The following is a 19047-nucleotide window of genomic DNA, read 5'->3' on the forward strand; positions in this document are numbered from 1 at the left end:
GCGACGGTAAAGCCGCCTTCTGGCACCAGGCCCACCGCGGGTCTTCGGCTTATGCGCATGGGGACGACGCGTTCGCTCACTGCGCTCGGAACATGCCTCCGTGACAACCGCGACGCCAATTGGCGGGGCATACGCGCAGCTGTAGCGCCGTCATCGGCAACGTGCAACGTGCAACGTCCGCATCCACAACATCCACGCGCGCTTATCCGCCAGTGACCTTTCAGCCTCTCGCAACGCCTGCTGCAGACAGAGGCGGTAGACAGAGAGAACGCGTCATGACGCAACGCAGCGTACGCAGTGACCGCCGACGATGACGCTGAAGCATTTAACCCGACACAAGCGCACAGTGATGCGCGTATGCGACGCCGTGCATGCCGCAGCGTCATTCGGCGCAACGCAGCAGTGCCACGCACTACGGTTGCAATGACGTGCAGCAACACATAACAGTCGCGTCCGTCTGGCACCACCGCCATGCAACCACCCCTGCGTTACGCCGTCCGCGCATGACCTGTGGCCCAAGCCTGCCGCAGATGCGAACTGCTAGGCTTGCGCGCTCTCCTTTGCGTCCAGTTGTTTCCGATGCCCAGATTGCTGCCGTTGACCCTTCTGCTGCTGACTGCCACCGCGCATGCGCAGTCCGCCGCACCGCTCACCATCGAACAGGTGATGGCCGATCCGGACTGGATCGGGCCCTCGGTCGATCAGGCGTGGTGGCAGTGGGATGGCAAGCAGGTGCAGTACCTGCTCAAGCGCGATGGCAGCCCGGTGCGCGATACCTATCGCCAGGGCATCGACGGCGCAGCGGCAGACCGCGTGGCCGACACGGCGCGCGCCGGCCTGGATGCGGCCGACCCCAGCTACGACGCCACCCGTCAGCGCATGTTGTTCGCACGCAATGGCGATATTTTCCTGCGTGATCTGCGCTCGGGCGCGCTGACCCAGCTGACCCGCAGCAACGAGGTCGAATCGCGTCCGCAATTCGCCAGCGATGGCGGTGCGATCTGGCGCGCAGGCAACAACTGGTACCACTGGCGGGCCGATGGCGGCACCGCGCAGGTGGCGGTGGTCAAGGCCGAGCGCGATCCCAATGCCGCGCCCAAGGCCGATGTGCTGCGCGAGCAGCAACTGGCCACGCTGGCCACGCTGCGTCGCGATCGCGAACAGCGCGATGCGCTGCGCACGCAGGAAGATGCCTGGCGGCGCGCAGACGTCACGCGCGCAGCAGCGCCGGTGTATCTGGGCGATGAGGTGGAGATCGTCGACAGCGCATTGTCGCCGGACGGCCGCCACCTGCTGGTGGTGACACAGGCCAAGAACGCCGACGAAGGCCAGACCGGCAAGATGCCCAAGTACGTGACCGAATCCGGTTACGAAGAATTCCAGGAAACCCGCTCCCGCGTCGGTCGCAATGCCCCGGTGGCGCATGCGCTGTGGCTGGTCGATGTGGCCGCAGGCAGCGCGCGCCAGCTGTCCTTCGATGCGCTGCCCGGTATCGCCACCGACCCGCTGGCTGCACTGCGCAAGGCCGCCAAGCGCGACGCGCTCAAGGGCAACCGCGCGGTGCGCGTGGAAAGCGATGGCGACGGCAGCGGCCCGGCGGTGCATTGGAGCGACGATGGCCGCAACGTGGCGGTGGAAATCCGCGCGGTGGACGACAAGGACCGCTGGATCGCCAGCGTGGATCTGGACAGCGCCAAGCTGCAACCGCGTCATCGGCTGAGCGACAGCGCGTGGATCAACTGGGACTTCAACGATTTCGGCTGGTTAGCCGATAACCGCACGCTGTGGCTGCTCTCCGAAGAATCCGGCCATTCGCAGCTGTACACGGTGGAAGGCAACGGCAAGCCGCGTCAGCGCACCCGCGGCAATTGGGAAGTGTCGATGCCGGTGCCCAGCGCCGATGGCAGTGGCATGTATTTCCTGTGCAACCAGAAATGGCCGGGCGATTACGAGGTGTGCAAGCTGGATCTACGCACCGACCAGCTCACCGAAGTGACGGCCTTGAACGGCGTGGAAGGCTTCAGCCTGTCGCCGAATGGGCAGCAGTTGCTGGTGCGCTACTCCGGCGCCTATCTGCCGCCGCAACTGGCGGTGGTGCCGGCGGCGGGCGGTCAGGCCACGGTGCTCACCGACACGCGCACGCCGGCCTTCAAGGCGCAGACGTGGATCGCACCGCAGTACGTGCAGGTGCCGTCCAAACACGGCGCCGGCACGGTCTGGGGCAAGTATTACGGGCCGCAGACTCCCGAGCCGGGCAAGCAGTATCCGATCGTGATGTTCGTGCATGGCGCCGGCTACCTGCAAAACGTGTCGCAGCGCTACACGCCGTATTTCCGCGAGCAGATGTTCCACAACCTGTTGGTGCAGCAGGGCTACATCGTGCTGGATCTGGACTACCGCGCATCGGAAGGCTACGGCCGCGACTGGCGCACCGCGATCTACCGCAACATGGGGCACCCGGAGCTGGAGGATTATCTGGATGGCCTGGACTGGCTGGTCGCCACCAAACAGGGCGACCGCGCACGCGCCGGCATCTATGGCGGGTCGTACGGCGGCTTCATGACGTACATGGCGTTGTTCCGCAGCCCCGGCACCTTCAAGGCCGGCGCGGCGCTGCGGCCGGTGGGCGACTGGATGCAGTACAACCACGAGTACACCTCCAACATCCTCAACACGCCCGAGCTCGATCCACAGGCCTACAAGACCTCTTCGTCGATCAACTACGCCGACGGGCTGCAGGACCATCTGCTGATCGCGCACGGCATGATCGACGACAACGTGTTCTTCAAAGACTCGGTGGACATGACGCAGAAGTTGATCGAGTTGCACAAGGACAACTGGCAGGTAGCGCCGTATCCGCTGGAACGCCATGGATTTACCCGGGCCGATGCATGGCTGGACGAGTACAAGCGCATCCTCAAGCTGTTCAACGAGCAGGTGAAGCCACAGCGCTGACCGACGCGCTGCGCCCGTTGCAAGGCGGGCGTTGCCGGCACCGGCACCCACAGCTGGTTGCAGTGCCGGGTGCAGCGTTTCCAGGCGCCACATCGCTGGCAACGTCACAGATGCGCATTTGAAGCTTGTGGTGGGCGAAAAATGCTCGCCGCCTTGTCAGGAAGCGATCGCCGCAGCCTGCAGACGCCTGCGGCAATCGGGCCGACTGCAACGCGTCGCTCAGCCAGCACGCACGCCGGTTGCGTTGCACTCACCTCTCCCTACGCAAGTGGCTCTAAGCTTGGCGCAGGACCGGCAGAGGGTTCGTGCGTTCGCCCTCTGCGCCGGTCTGCCGCAGAACCGGTGCGCCGCCGGCGTCGCGGCAACTTCCCACTCATTGCTGGCGCACACAAGGTAGACGCGATGGGCCTGTGGGACCGTTTGTTTGGACGCAAGACCGCCGTGGCGAAGCCGCCGCGGGCAGAACCCACCGCAGCGACGGCGCCTGGCGACGATGCCGGCGAGGCAGCTGCCGAGATCGACCCCGCATTGCAGCCGGCGCTGACGGCGTTTCAGCGCGGCGATCACGTGGGCGCCTACAACGCGGCGCAAGCGCAGTTGCAGGCCGGTGCGGATGCGCAGCGCCTGTGCGCGCTGGCATTGAGCGCGCTGGACCGCTACCACGAGGCGTATCCGTATTGGCTGGCGCTGTACGAGCTGGAGCCGACCGCGCACAACGCGCTGCAGCTGGCCACCACCTCGGTGATGTGCAACGAGGTCGAGCGCGGCGAGCAATGGCTGCTGACCTTCGACGATCTGAACGCCCAGGAGCGCTCCACCTCGCCAGCCACGGCGCGGACCGGCTTCCTGACCGCACTGACCCGCGCCGGTCACGGTGCGCATGCCCTGCCGCATCTGGAGTGGCTGCGCGAAGCCTATGCCGGCATGTCGATCACCGACAGCCACTTTTTGTATGTCCGCGGCCTGCCGTTCTTCGAGGAATTTCTTGAGCGCAGCACCCCGTTGCTGCGCGCGTGTCTGCCAGCCGATGCCCTGCCCGGCTGGTACGCACAGCTGCAACCCGCGCTGGACCCACCCGGGCAGGCGGCAGTCGCGGCGCATATCGCGTCGCTGCAATGAACGCAGCGCCGCGCACATCGCCCCAATCGAACGGCGGCTTTGTCTCGCCGCTGGCATGGGTCTCGTTGTTGCTGGGCGCGGTCAGCGCACTGGCCAACCTGTTTCAGATCGTGGTGCTGTTGGCGGTACCCGACGCCACCACGCTCGCCCTGCCCCTGGGCATGACCTTGCCGCCATCGTGGCAATGGGTGATCGACCACGGCATGGCGTTGTCGGTAATCGGGGTGGTGCTGTCGGTGGCGTTTGCATGGCTGAGCTGGGCGCTGCTGCAGCGACGCGAGTGGGCGCGCATCGGGTTTGTGGCGGTGCTGATCGTCACCGGGCTGCTCAATTTTGCCGGGCTGGCGTTGATCGGGCCGTTGTTCGACGGCGTGCAGGCCATGCTGCCGGCCGATGTACTGCACAGCCCGGAGTGGCCGCAACTGCAGGCACGCCTGCAGGCCACGCAACAGATGGCGCTGGTGCTCACCGGCGCGGGCGCTCTGGCCATCGGCTGCGTGCATGCAGCACTGGCCTGGCGACTGTGCAAGCCAGCTGTTCGCGCGGAGTTTGCCTAGGTCTAGTGACTTTGGCGCAGGCAAGGGCCATGCAGTCCGCGCGCAGATCGGCTGCCTTGCAACCAATGATCCGCGCTAGTCAATCACGTTGAGAAGACTGACAGCTTGCATGTTGCGGTTGCCTGGCGATCTTCGAACCTGGTGAGTCGAGGGCGCGGTGCCCTCACCGCACCAGACCGTTTGCTGGTGGTTTTGCTGAAGAACCAAACCGCCGCGTCGCGCGATGTCGGGGGGTGCTGGTTGCTGTGCCGAAACCCTGGGCACCGATCAACGCGACTGGTCCTTGCCCGCTCACCGTCGCGGGACCCTTGGCGGCATGGATGCCGCCACGGAGCTTACATGGACGTACTTGCAGCGTGTCCTGCGATGGTTCGCGGGTAAGGGCCCTTCAGCAAACGCGAAGACATCGAGTGCGCAACGCCCTCACCGCTCGCGGGACACACCGTCAACCCGTCCCTGCGGGCTCGATGGCGGCATCCATGTCGACAACGGTCCCGCAAGCGGCGAGGACACCGCACCAGACAGTGTGTCGGTGGTTTTGTTCAAGAACGGAAACCACCGTGTCGTGCGGTTTAGTGGTTGCTGTGCTGTGCTGAAACGTTACACACAGACCAACTCGACTGACCCTGACACGCTAACCGCTGCGGGACCTTCTCCACCTTCCGCATCGCCCTGCGACAAACGGCCACGTTCGGGTGAGCGCACCGGCCGCGATGCACGGCTTAGAATTGGGCCATGAACGAATTCGACCGTGTACGCGATTATCTGACCGGCCTGCAGGACCGTATCTGCGCCGCTGTGGAGGCCACCGATGGGCGAGCGCGGTTCTCCGAGGATCTGTGGCAGCGCGAGGAAGGCGGTGGCGGGCGTACCCGCATCCTGCGCGACGGCGCGGTGTTCGAGCAGGCCGGCATCGGCTTTTCGGATGTGTCCGGCACGCGCTTGCCGCCCTCGGCCAGTGCCCACCGGCCTGAGCTGGCGGGCGCGACCTGGCGGGCCTGCGGCGTGTCGCTGGTGTTTCATCCGAACAACCCGCACGTGCCGACCACGCATATGAACGTGCGTTACTTCCGCGCCGAGCGCGATGGCGAGGTGGTTGCCGCGTGGTTCGGCGGCGGCTTCGATCTGACGCCGTTCTACCCGGTGGATGAAGACGTGCAGCACTGGCACCGCACCGCGCAGACGCTATGCGCGCCGTTCGGCGAGGAGCGCTATGCCGCGCACAAGCGTTGGTGCGACGAGTACTTCTTCCTGCGCCACCGCAACGAAACGCGCGGCGTCGGCGGGCTGTTCTTCGACGACCTGGGCCAGGACTTCGAGCGCGACTTTGCCTACCAGCAGGCGGTGGGCAATGGCTTCCTGGATGCCTACATGCCGCTCGTGCAGCGCCGCAAGGACACGCCGTTTGGCGAGCGCGAGCGCGAGTTCCAGCTGTACCGCCGCGGGCGCTATGTGGAGTTCAACCTGGTCTACGACCGCGGCACCCTGTTCGGGCTGCAGAGCGGCGGGCGCGCCGAGAGCATCCTGATGAGCCTGCCGCCGCGGGTGCGCTGGGAATACGGCTACACCGCCGAGCCCGGCAGCGCCGAGGCGCGGTTGCTGGACTACCTGGTGCCGCGCGACTGGCTGGGCTGACTTTGACGTTGCCGTGATCGGAGCGGGCCGGAGTGAAGCGGCCGCCAGCGCTGCTGCCGTCCGAAGGCAGTGCGCCACGCCCGATGCATCCGAGGGCGCTGAAATCTTCCCCGTGCAGGGATTGGTTTCAGCGCCTTTATCCGTTGGGTCATCCACACAGATTCACGCATTCAGAGTCGCTCACAGTTAAACCTGAATTGCGCAAATGAAACGCTGTGTTGATTGAGCGAGTTAATCGTCCCCATTTAAATTTGTGATTGCTCACGCAGCCATTGCGCAATCTGCGGATGCTGTCCAGCAGCGCAGCGTCTTTCCGGCTACTCTGAACGCTGGAAATAAAAAAGCCCCGCAGACCAGGGGGAGGTCGGCGGGGCCAGGGAACGGAAACTTGGGGAGGAGTTTCCGCTCCGAGATCTGCTCCAGGGGATGGGAGAGATCTGCCGACAGGCGTTGCGCCCGTCGAGGGATATAACACCATTTTCCACATTGATGGATCGTGAAGATAACTGTTAAAAAAATGTAGAATTTAACGGTTATTCATTCCTCGAATCCTGCTGCGCGCGCATTATCTTTTGACCAACTTATGTCTGGTCTGCGCATTCAGCATATCAGCGTGATGTGCTGCGTCAGTGCGCCTCGTCCCAGTTATCGCCCACACCCGAATCCACCACCAGCGGCACGCGTAATTCAGCAGCGGACGACATCCGCGCGGTGACTTCGCTCAGCAACGTGTCGACGAAATCGGTGTCGGCTTCGAACACCAGTTCGTCGTGCACCTGCAGGATCATCAGTGCGCGCTGCGCGTGGTCGGCGATCCAGCCATCCACGCTGACCATGGCGCGCTTGATGATGTCGGCGGCGGTGCCCTGCATGGGCGCGTTGATCGCGGCGCGCTCGGCACCGGCGCGCTGGCCCTGGGTGCCGGCATTGATGAAGTCCAGATACAGCCGGCGGCCGAACACCGTCTCCACGTAGCCCTTGTCGCGGGCCTGCTGGCGGGTGGTTTCCATGAAGTCGCGCACGCCCGGGTAGCGGCTGAAGTACAGCGCGATGTAGTCCTGCGCCTCGCCACGGCCGATGCCGAGCTGGCGGGCCAGGCCGAACGCGCTCATGCCGTACATCAGGCCGAAGTTGATCGCCTTGGCGGCGCGGCGTTCGTCGTTGCTGACGGTGTCGATGGTGCGGCCGAACACCTCCGCTGCGGTGGCGCGGTGCACGTCGGCGCCGGAGTCGAACGCGCCCACCAGGCCGGGGTCGCCGGACAGGTGGGCCATTATGCGCAGTTCGATCTGCGAGTAGTCGCAGGCAATCAGCTTGCGCCCGGGCGGGGCGACAAAGGCGCGGCGGATGCGGCGGCCGTCTTCGGTGCGGATCGGGATGTTCTGCAGGTTAGGGTCGGACGAGGACAGCCGCCCGGTGGCGGCGCCGGCCTGGTGGTAGCTGGTGTGCACGCGCCCGGACTGCGGGTGGATCATCTCCGGCAGCTTGTCGGTGTAGGTGCTGCGCAGCTTGGCCAGGCCGCGGTATTCCAGGATCACCCGCGGCAACTCGTGCTGGTCGGCGATGGCTTCCAGCGCTTCTTCGTTGGTCGAGGGCTGGCCCTTGGGCGTCTTGACCACGGCGGGCAGCTTGAGCTCGTCGAACAGCAGCGCCTGCAGCTGCTTGGGCGAATCCAGGTTGAAGGTACGCCCGGCCAGCTCGGTGGCCTTTTGCTGGGCGGCGAGCATGCGCTTGGACAGGTCCGCGCTCTGGCGGCGCAGTTCGGCCGCGTCCACGCACACGCCGTTGGCCTCGATGCGGGCGAGCACTTCCACCAGCGGCATCTCGATCTCGCGGTAGACGCGTTCTAGCCCCGGCTCGGCGGCCAGCTTGGGGCCGAGCACGTGGTGCAGGCGCAGGGTGATGTCGGCGTCTTCGGCGGCGTAACGGGTGGCATCTTCCAGGCTGACCTGGGCGAACTTGATCTGCTTGGCGCCCTTGCCGCACACGTCTTCGTACTTGACCGTGTCGTAGCCCAGATAGCGCTTGGCCAGGCTGTCCATGTCGTGGCGGGCGCTGCCGGAATTGAGCACGAAGCTCTCCAGCAAGGTGTCGTCGCTGTAGCCGGCCAGCTCCACGCCATGCCGGCGCATCACGTGCAGGTCGTACTTGCCGTGCTGGCCGAGCTTGCGCAGCGCAGGGTCGGTGAGCAGCGGCGCCAGCTGGGCCAGCGCCTGGGCGCGGTCGAGCTGGGCCGGCGCGCCGGGGAAGTCGTGGCCGAACGGCAGGTACGCCGCCTGGCCGGGCTCGGCGGCGACGCTGAGGCCGATCAGGTTGGCCTGCAGCGGGTCCAGGCTGTCGGTTTCGGTATCGAAGGCGAACTGGCCGGCTGCGCGCAGGCGGGCGATCCAGCTGTCCAGCTGTTGCTGGGTGAGAATCGTCTCGTACTGACCGGGCGCGGCCAGGGCCGGGTCCAGATCCACCGGCGCGCTGGCCGGGCCGGAGACGAAGCCGGTGCCGCGGGCGCGGCCGGGTTCGGTACGGGCCACGGCCATGGCTTCGGTCTGCGCGCCAGCGGCCGCTGCGCCGCCCAGCTCACGCAGGGCCTGACTGAAGCCGTAGCGGGCGTACAGCACGGCCAGCGTTTCGGCATTGGGCTCGCGCAGCTCCAGCGCGCGCGGGCCGCAGGCCAGCGCCACGTCGGTCTTGATGGTAACCAACGCGCGGTTGAGCGGCAGCCGCGGCAGTGCGGCGCGCAGGTTCTCGCCGATCTTGCCCTTGATCTTGTCGGCGTTGGCGATGACGCCGTCGAGCGAGTCGTATTCGGCCAGCCATTTGGCGGCGGTCTTGGGGCCGCACTTGTCCACGCCGGGCACGTTGTCGATGGCATCGCCCATCAGCGCCAGCAGGTCGACGATCTGGTCGGCCCGCACGCCGAACTTGGCGATCACCGCCTCGTCCGAATCCATGCGGCTGCCGCTCATGGTGTTGACCAGTTCGATGCCCGGACGCACCAGCTGCGCGAAGTCCTTGTCGCCGGTAGAGATGGTGACGCTCAATCCATCTGCGGCGGCCTGCAGCGCCAGCGTGCCGATCACATCGTCCGCTTCCACGCCGTCGATGCGCAGGATGTCGATGCCCAGCGCATGCACGATGTCGCACATCGGCTGCACCTGTGCGCGCAACTCGTCGGGCATCGAGGGACGGTTGGCCTTGTAGTCGGCATACAAGTCATCACGAAATGTCTTGCCCGGCGCATCCACCACGAACGCGACGTAGGCGGGGCGTTCCTTCAAGGTGGCGCGCAACATGTTGACCACGCCGAACAACGCGCCGGTGGGCTCGCCCTCGGCATTGGTCAGCGGCGGAAGCGCGTGGAACGCGCGATACAGGTAACTGGACCCGTCGATCAGGACTAATTTGCTCATCGGACAATTCTAACGCTGCACGCCCGCGCCACACCGCGCCAGCGCATACTGACCGACGACCTAAAACGGATGACGACGATGAAGAGAGCATGTCTTTTGCTGCTGCCGTTGCTGCTGCTTGGCGGCTGTGCCACGAGCGGCGGTGGCCGCGCGGGTGGCGATGTTCCGGCCGGCGCAGATGTCACCAGCAAGACTATGGGGAATGGCGACAAGGTCGACGAATACCGCGTCAATGGTCAGCTGGAAATGGTGCGCGTGACGCCGGCCCGCGGTGCGCCCTACTTCCTGTACGACCGCGACCACGACGGGCATACCGATGCCGAGAAGGACAAGGTCAACAAGGTGTATTGGCAGCTGTATCGTTGGTGATTGGGGAGTTGGGATTCGGGATTCGCAACAGCGCGGTATGACTGCGTTTTGTTCGGAGGTGGGCGGCGGGCTGGTTGAGCTGCCGCCGTAGGGCAGTCGGTGAGATTGCGGGCACGCCTTGTGCGGCTGCCTGTTGGGCTGAGCGGGTGGATGGGGCCGCTCACAGAACGCTGGCGCTTATCGCTTATCGCTTATCGCTCATCGCCCAGCGGGTGCGACCGGCGTTCGGTACAGCATGTCCCCCGCGGGCACTTGGTCTCTGAGCGCGTTGTCCACATTCACCTGATCACTGCTCGCCAGGTGTCGTTCGCCGCGCTCAGCCGTTTTCCAGCGGGCCGGTGACGCGTTGCAGGTCGTCGATGCCGGCCGGGGCCAGTTCCTTCATCAAGGCCAGGAAGTCGCAGCCCACCAGGCGCTGCGCACGCCGCAGCAGCATCGGCACCGGGCTGGAAGGTTCGCAGCGCGCGTAATAAGCACAGATTTCATCCAGACGGCGCAGCACATCGTCCGGGCCGGCAATGGCGCCGGCCGGGCGGGCGCTGGTGGTCGCGCCATCACTGCCCTCGCCGGCCGGCGCAGCGTCGGCGTCCGGCGCGGCGGGGTTGGCGCTGCTGTCGCGCGCCTGCCAGTGCGGCAGCACGAAACGTTCCAGCTCGCGCAGGTCGGTCAGCAGCGGGCGCAGGTCCGGCGCGGCGGTGCCGACGTGTTCGGTGAGCAAGGCATCGATGGCGCGCGCATGCGCCGACGCAGCGCCGATGGCCTGGGCGGAGGCGGCCAGCGTTTCCGGGGTGCAGTCCTGGCAACAGGCTTCGATCTCGGCCAGGCTGGGGCCGGTCTGGCCCTCGGGCAGTTTGAGGGTGCCGTTGGCCACGCGCAGGTCGCGCAGGCTGAAGCGGCCTAGCCGCGGCGATTGCACGAACGGTGCGGTGCGCAGCGCGCCAAGCAGGCCCATCGGGTCGCTCAAGCCGACCAGGGCGTTGATGCGCGAGGTCGGGTCGTTGTCGTCGTCGGCATCCAGCTGCGGGTGCACGCTGTCCCAGTGCTGTTCCAGCAGGCCGTGGATCAGCGCCAGGGTGTCGGCCCAGCCCGGCAGGCCGCGCAGGCGCAGCCAGGCCGCGCCCAGCTTGCTGGCGATGCGCAGGTCGCGGCTGCGGCGGCTGAGTTCCAGCGCCAGCGCCTGCACCTTGTCCCAGTCGGGTTCTTCGGCGGCGATGACGCTCTCGCCCAGGGTGCGCTCGGCGCGGACGGCCGAGTCGCGCTCCAGGCGCAGGAAGTCCGGGTCGTATTCCAGGTCCGGGCCGGCCGGGGCATCGTCGCTGATCGGTGCCAGCAAGGTCTGCAGGGAAGTGTCGTCGTGCATGACAGGCTCCATCGGGAGAGCCGCCGCGGTGGGCGGCGGCGAGGCGATTATTGCGGGGTGCAGACCGCGTCCGGGTCGCCGGCGTCGCAGGCCGGTTGCTGGTCGTCGGGCAGACGCAGGCCGGGACGGACCAGGCCGAAGGCGCGATACGGCGTCCCGCTAGCGGACAGATCGACGAAGGCGATGGTGCGGCTGGCCGAGCTCTGCGCGCGGCCGGCAAACGCCGAGGCAGGCACGTTGAAGCTGGAACCGCCGCTCAACTCGAGCAGCCCGCCCTCGGCGGTGGTCGCGTTGAAGTACGCCGGTGGCGCGCCCACCGCGCCGATCACCTGGGCGCCGGTGCCGATCAGGTAGATCGGGTCCTGCTGGGTGCCGATGCGGCCGGTCGCGGAGAAATTGCCGGTGCCATCGCGCAGGGTGGCGCGGCCTTCCTGCAGCAGATCGCCGCGCACCGACAGCAACAACGCGCTGTTGCCGGCATCCACGCTGTAACTGCTGCCGTTGGCCAGCACCAGCGTGAGGTCGCCGGCATTGGTGAGGCTGAAGCCATTGCTGGCGGTGAAATCGCCCAGCCGCACCACGCGGTTGTCGATGAAGGTGGTGGCATCGCCCAGCACCACCGGGCCACCGGCGCTGCCGCTGAGCAGGTTGGTGCTGATGGCGCTGCCGGCGCGCTGGCGAATGCCGGCAACCGCCTGCAGCCAGGTGGTCGCAGCGCTGAGCTGACCATCCAGCAGCAAGGCATCACCGCTGCGCAGCCGCAACAGGTTGCCGCCATCCACGCGCCCGCTCACTTGCAATGCGCCGGCACTGAACAGGTCCAGGCTTTGCGCACGGAAGTCGCCGAGCGTGCCGATGGCATTGCCGGCGCCGGTCAGCGTGGCCGCACCCGCGGCGCTGCCGCTGAGGTGCGCTGCGCGCAGGCTGCCGCCGCTTTGGGTGATGGCACCGCCGCTGCGCACGCTGAGGTTGCCGGCGCTGCTGATGTCGTGCCCCAGCTGCATGCCGCCACCGCTGCTCAACGCAACCGCGTTGCCGGCAATCGCACCGCTGGTAGAGAGCTGGCCGCCGGCCTGCAGCGCGACCGCACCGCTCGCCTGCGCCGCCACGGCCAGGTCGTTGCGATCGACCAACGCGATGCTGCCGCCACTGGCCTGCACGCTGCCCTGGAAATCGTTGCCGGCATCGGTAAGCACGATGGCGCCGCTGCCCGCATCGAGCACGCTGTTGCCGACGACGGTCAACGCGCCCTGCTGGGTGATGCCGGCATCGGTTGCCGCCGGCGTGGGCAGCGCTTGCGCGCGAATGCGTGCGGCCGGTGCAACGCCACTGCGCGCGACCAGCGTGCCGCCGATGCGGCCCTGACCCAGATTCAATGCCTGGCCACTGCTTGCCTCCAGCGCGGCGACATCCACGTTGCCGAGCGTCAGCGCATTGCGGTCGCGTACGCGGGTATCGCCACCGCGCAGGCTCACTGCCGACTGGAAATCGTTGCCGGCATCGGTAAGCGCGATGGAAGCGCCGGCACTGTCGATGCGGGTGACACCGGTGACGGTCAGCGCAGCGGTCTGCGATAGCGCACCGCCGTTGCTGGCAGCGTCCAGATCGCCATTGACCAGGCCGAAGCCCAGATTGAGCGCCCCGTTGCTGGCGACGTCGAGCGCGCCGGTGTTCAGCGCACCCAGCGTCAGCGCAGTGGCACCACGCACACGCGTGGCACCGCCGCTGAGCGCGAGCAGGCCCTGGAAGTCGTTGCCGGCGGCATCGAGCACGATCGCGCCGCTGCCGGCATCGACCACGCTATTGCCTGCCACCTGCAACGTGCCCGCGCGTTGGGTAATCGCCGCGTTGGTGCTACGCACTGCCAGATCGCGCGACGCAGCGATGGTATTGCCAAGCACGATGCCGTTGGCGCCGGTCAGCTGCACATCGCCGCCACGCAGCGCACCGACCGTGGTGAGGGTACCGCCGCGCGCGATCAAACTGAGCGCACCGGTACCGGTGTCGATCGTGCTAGCCGGCAGCAGCAGCGCACCGCCGGCATCCAGCGTTACCGCGCCAGTGCCGGTGCTTTGCACGCTGGCGAGCTGCAGGTCGTTACCGTCGACCAAGGCGATGCCGTCGCCGGTGGCGGCGACTGCACCGACAAAATCGTTGTTGGCATTGGTCAACGCAATCGATCCGTTGCCGGCATCGAGCGTGCTGGCGCCGGTAATGCTGAGCGCGTTGGTTTGCGTGATGACACCGCCGTTGCTGATGGCGGTCAGTGCGCCATTGACGCTGCCCTGGCCCAGATTCAATGCGCCGGTGTTGGTGACGGTTAGCGCGCCGGTGTTGAGCGCGCCCAGGGTCAGTGCGTCGCTATCGTTGAGCTGTACGACGCCTCCAGTGAGGTTCACTGCACCTTGGAAATCATTGGCGCCATTCAAGGCAATGGCGGCAGTGCCGGCGTTGACGGTGGTGAGGCCGCCGACCAGCAATTGGCCGCCGGCCTGGTTGATTGCCGCATTGGTGGTGCGCAGCGTCAGCGCGTTGCCGGCGCTGATGGTGTGCGCCAGGGTCAGGCCATCGCGTGCAGTGAGCACGACGTTGCCGCCGCTCAGCGCGCCACTGGTGCTGAACGCGCTGCCGGTGGAGGTGAGCGTCAAGCTACCGGTGCCGGCGGAGATCGCCGATGCAGGCAGGTTGAGCGTTTGCGCAGTGAGCGCGATGTCGCCGTTGCTATTGCCGTTGATCGAGGAGACGTTCAGCACGCTGCGATCGGTCACGGCGATGCCGTTGCCGGTCAGGCCGACGGCACCCTGGAAATCGTTGTTGGCATCGGTCAGTGCGATCGTGCCGCTGCCGGCGTTGATGGTGCTTGCGCCGGTGACGGTGAGTGCACCGGCCTGGGTGATGGCGCCGTTGTTGCTGGTGGCGGTCAAGCTGCCGGTGGAGCCGGTGCCCAGGTTCAACGCACCGTTGCTGGTGACGGTGAGTGCGCCGGTGTTGAGGCTGCCGAGGGTGAGGGTGTTGGCATCGACGATCTGCGCCGCGCCGCCGGTGAGGGCGACCGCGCCGGTGAAGTCGTTGGCATTGGCCAGTGCGATGGCGCCGGAGCCGGCGTTGACGGTGGTAATACCGCCAACCAGCAATTGGCCGCCGGTCTGGTTGATGGCGGCATTGGTGGTGCGCAGCGTCAGCGCGTTGCCGGCGCTGATGGTGTGCGCAAGGGTCAGGCCATCGCGTGCAGTGAGCACGACGTTGCCGCCGCTCAGCGCGCCGCCGGTGCTGAACGCGCTGCCGGTGGAGGTGAGCGTCAAGCTGCCGGTACCGGCGGAGATCGCCGATGCAGGCAGGTTCAGCGTTTGCGCAGTGAGCGCGATGTCGCCGTTGCTATTGCCATTGATCGAGGAGACGTTCAGCACGCTGCGATCGGTCACGGCGATGCCGTTGCCGGTCAGGCCGACGGCGCCCTGGAAATCGTTGTTGGCATCGGTCAGTGCGATCGCGCCGCTGCCGGCGTTGATGGTGCTTGCGCCGGTGACGGTGAGCGCACCGGCCTGGGTGATGGCGCCGTTGTTGCTGGTGGCGGTCAGCGCGCCATTGACGCTGCCCTGACCAAGATTCAACACACCGTTACTGGTGGCGGTGAGCGCGCCGGTATTGAGGCTGCCCAGGGTGAGTGTGTTGGCATCGACGATCTGCGCCGCGCCGCCCCTGAGATTCACCGTGTTGCTGAAATCATTGCCGATGTCGGTCAGTGCAATCGTGCCGCTGCCGGCGTTGATGCTGCCAACCCCATTAACGCTGAGCGCACCGGTCTGGCTGATGGCGCCGTTGTTGCTGGTGGCGGTCAAGGCGCCGGTGCTGCCGGTGCCAAGATTCAACGCACCCGTGCTGGTGACGGTGAGTGCGCCGGTGTTGAGCGTGCCCAGGGTGAGCGTATTGGCATCGACCACCTGCACGGCGCCGCCGGCCAGATTCACCGCGCCGGTGAAATTGTTGGCGCTGTCGGCCAATGTGATGCTGCCGCTGCCGGCATCGAAGCGGCTGCTGCCGCTGACGGTCAGCGCGCCTTGCTGGTCGATGTCGGTGTTGCTGCTGTCGACCAGCAGGCTGCCGACGCTGCTGTTGCCCAGGGTGAGCCGATCGCTATCGACCACCTGCACGGCGTTGCCGCTCAGGCCCACTACACCGCGAAAGTCGTTGTCGCTCGCAGTCAGGGTGATGTTGTCGGTGCCGGCCGTGAATTGCGCCGCGCCACCCACCTCAAGCCCGCCGGTCTGGGTGATGCCGCCTCTGGCGCTGGTGGCGGTCAGCGAGGTGGCCACGCTGCCCTGCCCCAGATCCAATGCGCTACCGCTGCTGACCGTGAGCGCGTTGGCGCTGAAGCTGCCCAGGGTCAACGCGCTGAGCGCGTTGATCTGCACCGCGCCACCGGTCACCGACAGCGCGCCGGTGAAGGCGTTGGACGCGCCGTTCAACGCCACAGCGCCGCTGCCGGTATTGACCGTGGTGGTGCCATCGATGGCGAGCCTGCCGGCAAGCTGGGTGAGCGCAGCGTTGGTGGTGCGCAGCTGCAGGTTGCCGCTGCTGGTGATGTCATGCGACAGCGTGATGCCCGTGCGCGCGTTGAGGCTGACATTGCCGCCGCGCAATGCGCCATTGGTGGCCAAGCTGCTGTTGTCCGAACGCAGTTGCAGCGTGGCGCTGCCGGTGTCGATCGATTGCGCCGGCAGGCTCAGCATGCCGCCTGCGGTGAGCGTGACCGCGCTGTTGGCGGCGCTGACCAGCGAGACGATGGACAGGTCGTTGCGATCGTAGATGCCGATGGCGCCGCCGGTCACGTCGAGTCCGGCGGTGAAATCGTTGCCCGGACCGAGCAAAGAGATCGCACCGGTTCCGGCGTTGACGGTGCCTAGTGCGCCAGCGCTGATCGCCCCACCGCCCTGGGTGATGGCGGCGTTGGTGGTGGTCAACGCCAGCGTGCTGGTGGCATCGATGTCGTGGTTCAGGGTCAGCCCGTCGCGAGCAGACAGGTTGATCTGGTTGGCACTGAGCGCGCCCTTGGTCGCCAGCGTGCCGCCCTGCGCGCTTAGCCGCAGATTGCCCGCGCCGAGGTCGATGGTCTGCGCTGGCAACACCAGGTCGGCGCCAGCGGTGAGGGTGACATCCCCGCCGCTACCGGCGGTGAGCGAGGTCACGCTGAGCGTGTCGAGATCGCTGACCGCGATGCCGGTGCCGACCAGGCTCAGCGCGCCCTGAAAGTCGTTGCCGCCGTTGCCCAGCGAAATCGCGCCGCTGCCTGCATTGAGCGTTGCCGGGCCGGTCAGGGTCAGTGCGCCGTTCTGGGTGATCGCGCCACCGTTGCTGCTGGCAGTGACGATGCCGCCGATGCTGCCCTGGCCCAGGTTCAAGCTGCCGTGGCTGGTGGCGGTGAGCGTGTTGGTGGCGATGGCGCCCAGGGTGAGTGCGTTGCTGTCGTTGATCATCACCGTGCTGCCGGTGAGCGAGACCGCGCCGCCGAAATCGTTGCCGGCACCGCCCAGGCTGATGGCGCCGGTGCCCGCTGCCGCCGTGGCGTTGGTGGTGCCGGTGACAGCGAGCAGGCCGGCGGTCTGGGTGATGGCCCCGGTGTCGCTGGTCAGTAGCAGGTTGCCACCGGCCTGGACGCTGTGGCCAAGGTTCAACGCATCGCGCGCGCGCAGGCTCACCTGGTTGCCGGACAGTGCGCCCCCGGTGCTGAGCGCGCCACCAAGCGCGCTCAGCGACAGCGCGCCGGTGCCGGTGGCAATGGCCTGCGCGGGCAAGTTGAGCGCACCGCCTGCGGTGAGCGTAATGGCGCCGTTGCTGCCGTTGGTGAGCCCGACGATGGTGAGAGCGTTGGCATCGCGTACGGCGATACCGTTACCGGTCAGCGTGAGCGCGCCAACGAAGTCGTTGCCGCTATCGCTGAGCGCAGTGCCCCCGTTGCCGGAATCGAGCGTGCTGGTGCCGTTCACCGTCAACGCGCCTGTCTGGCTGATCTGCCCACCATTGCTGGTGGCGCTGAGCGCCCCGGTCACCGCACCACTGCCGAGATTCAACGCACCGCTGCTGGTGGCGGAGAGGTTGCCGGTGGCCAGCGTGCCCAGGGTCAGTGCGCCGCTGTCGCTGATCTGGGTGGTGCCCCCGCGCAGGCTGACCGCCTGCTGGAAATCGTTACCTGCAGTGGTCAGCGAGATGGCTCCCGTGCCAGCCTGCAGATCGCTGGTGCCGGTGACGGTGAGGCCGGCGTTGCCAGCCTGTTGGATCGCGCCATTGTTGCTGGTGGCACTGAGCGCGCCGGTCACCGTGCCGCTGCCAAGATTCAGCGTGCCGGTGCTGGTGGCGGTGAGGTTGCCGGTGGTCAGCGTGCTCAGCGTCAATGCACCGCTGTCGGTGATCTGGGTGGCGCCACTGGTGAGGCCGACACTGCCGCCAAAATGATTGCCGCCATCGCTCAGCGTCAGCGCCTGGTTGCCCAGCGAAAAGGTGCTGATGCCGCCGACCGTCAGCGCGCCCTGTTGCGCCAGGCCGATGGTGTTGGTCAGGCCCAGGTTGCCGGCCACCTGCAGGAAGCCGAGGTTGGCGATCTTGTTGGCGCCGCTGAAGCTGGCATTGCCGCCGATGCTGCCGGACACGTTGCCGGCGGTGAGCACGCCGCCCTGCTGTACGGCAACGTCAGAGACATAGCTGATGGCACCGCTGCCGACATCGATACTGCCATTGCCGACGATGCCGTTACTGCCGGCGCCGTTGGCCACCAGCGAGACACTGCCGTCGCTGCCGCCGGCAAGTGCTGCAGCGCGGACGACGCCGCTGTTGTTGACCAGCGCGTCGAACACGCCCTGTGCTGCGCGTGCGCTCAGGGAGATGGTGCCGCCGGGTGCGATCAGGCTGCCGGAGTTATTCACCGCGAACGTGCCTTGCGCGAATTCCAGCGATTTGTCGATGACCACGCCAAACCCACCGCTCTCGAAACTGAGGGTGACCTTGTCGGCGCCGGCCAGGGTGATGTTGCCGGCGTTGGCGGTGATGGTGCCGCTGTTGAGCACTTCGGCGCCGATCAGATTGACCGCGCCGGCGGCGGCGGTAATGGTGCCGGCATTGGACACCCGGGCGATCCCACCGTTTGCATCAAAGACGTCGTTGCCGTTGATGAAGTTGATGTCCTGGGCCCCCAGGGTGGTGGCGACCAGGCCGCCGACATTTACCTGCGCGGTATTGCCGAAGAGGATGCCGTTGGAATTGAGCAGGAACACCTGACCATTGGCGGTGATGTTGCCGAAGATCTGCGTGGGATTGCCGCCGATGACGCGATTGAGGATCACCGAGCTCGCAGATGGCTGGTTGAAGCGCACCGTGGCGGCCGAACCGATATCGAAGCTCGTCCAGTTCAACGCCATGCGCGAGCCGGTCTGGTCGATCACCTGCGTTGTGCCGTTGGGCGCATTGATCGTGCCGGTGCCGCCCACGATGCTGCCGCCGGTGGGCAGCTGGGTGCTGGCGACCTGCGCCATCGCCGGCGCGCTGAGCATGAGTGCGGCGGCCAGCGCCAGCGCAAGCGGCGATCGACGCAGCAGGCGTTCGGAGGGGCGGGCTGCAACGGTGGAAGCGGTGTGGTTGGCGTGCATGCGCAGAT

At 66.9% G+C, this 19047-nt stretch carries 8 protein-coding genes; 5 read left to right on the forward strand and 3 right to left on the reverse strand.

Going from position 1 to position 19047, the window contains the following annotated elements; all coding sequences use genetic code 11:
• Positions 1-588 precede the first annotated feature (588 nt).
• The 4 genes from ACZZ0O_RS04225 to hemF all read left to right on the forward strand — a co-directional run bounded on the left by ACZZ0O_RS04225 (position 589) and on the right by hemF (position 6266).
• Positions 589-2955 carry a S9 family peptidase gene (locus ACZZ0O_RS04225; protein ID WP_463602929.1) on the forward strand — a complete coding sequence of 789 codons (2367 nt, stop codon included), beginning with the start codon at positions 589-591 and terminating at the stop codon, positions 2953-2955.
• Between the two features lie 402 nt (positions 2956-3357).
• Positions 3358-4074 carry an SH3 domain-containing protein gene (locus ACZZ0O_RS04230; protein WP_115554904.1) on the forward strand — a complete coding sequence of 239 codons (717 nt, stop codon included), beginning with the start codon at positions 3358-3360 and terminating at the stop codon, positions 4072-4074.
• Complete coding sequence (locus ACZZ0O_RS04235; RefSeq protein ID WP_463592302.1) at positions 4071-4631, forward strand: hypothetical protein; 561 nt, start codon at positions 4071-4073, stop codon at positions 4629-4631. Before ACZZ0O_RS04230 ends, ACZZ0O_RS04235 begins: the two co-directional genes overlap by 4 nt.
• 735 nt (positions 4632-5366) lie before the next feature.
• Positions 5367-6266, forward strand: coding sequence for an oxygen-dependent coproporphyrinogen oxidase (gene hemF, locus ACZZ0O_RS04240; protein ID WP_463592303.1), 900 nt, complete (start codon positions 5367-5369; stop codon positions 6264-6266).
• Between the two features lie 626 nt (positions 6267-6892).
• Here the strand turns inward: hemF and polA are convergent.
• Entirely contained in the window at positions 6893-9673 is a 2781-nt protein-coding gene (gene polA, locus ACZZ0O_RS04245) for a DNA polymerase I (RefSeq protein WP_463592304.1), read from the reverse strand.
• Positions 9674-9751: 78 nt separating this feature from the next.
• Between polA and ACZZ0O_RS04250 the strand changes: the two genes are divergently transcribed.
• Positions 9752-10042, forward strand: coding sequence for a DUF2782 domain-containing protein (locus ACZZ0O_RS04250; RefSeq protein ID WP_055846968.1), 291 nt, complete (start codon positions 9752-9754; stop codon positions 10040-10042).
• 316 nt (positions 10043-10358) lie between these two features.
• On the opposite strand, the gene tssA is transcribed toward ACZZ0O_RS04250, so the two are convergent.
• Positions 10359-11402 carry a type VI secretion system protein TssA gene (gene tssA / locus ACZZ0O_RS04255; protein WP_463592305.1) on the reverse strand — a complete coding sequence of 348 codons (1044 nt, stop codon included), beginning with the start codon at positions 11400-11402 and terminating at the stop codon, positions 10359-10361.
• 47 nt (positions 11403-11449) lie between these two features.
• A complete protein-coding gene (locus ACZZ0O_RS04260) occupies positions 11450-19039 on the reverse strand; it encodes a two-partner secretion domain-containing protein (RefSeq protein WP_463602863.1) in 7590 nt (2529 codons plus the stop codon).
• Positions 19040-19047 lie beyond the last annotated feature (8 nt).

This window comes from Xanthomonas sp. AC360 (assembly GCF_979258225.1).

What these genes read in the sequence shown, in the direction of transcription:
- ACZZ0O_RS04230 (WP_115554904.1), top strand. Translation starts at nt 3,358, where the DNA reads ATGGGCCTGTGGGACCGTTTGTTTGGACGCAAGACCGCCGTGGCGAAG.
- ACZZ0O_RS04235 (WP_463592302.1), top strand. Translation starts at nt 4,071, where the DNA reads ATGAACGCAGCGCCGCGCACATCGCCCCAATCGAACGGCGGCTTTGTC.
- hemF (WP_463592303.1), top strand. Translation starts at nt 5,367, where the DNA reads ATGAACGAATTCGACCGTGTACGCGATTATCTGACCGGCCTGCAGGAC.
- polA (WP_463592304.1), bottom strand. Translation starts at nt 9,673, where the DNA reads ATGAGCAAATTAGTCCTGATCGACGGGTCCAGTTACCTGTATCGCGCG.
- ACZZ0O_RS04250 (WP_055846968.1), top strand. Translation starts at nt 9,752, where the DNA reads ATGAAGAGAGCATGTCTTTTGCTGCTGCCGTTGCTGCTGCTTGGCGGC.
- tssA (WP_463592305.1), bottom strand. Translation starts at nt 11,402, where the DNA reads ATGCACGACGACACTTCCCTGCAGACCTTGCTGGCACCGATCAGCGAC.
- ACZZ0O_RS04260 (WP_463602863.1), bottom strand. Translation starts at nt 19,039, where the DNA reads ATGCACGCCAACCACACCGCTTCCACCGTTGCAGCCCGCCCCTCCGAA.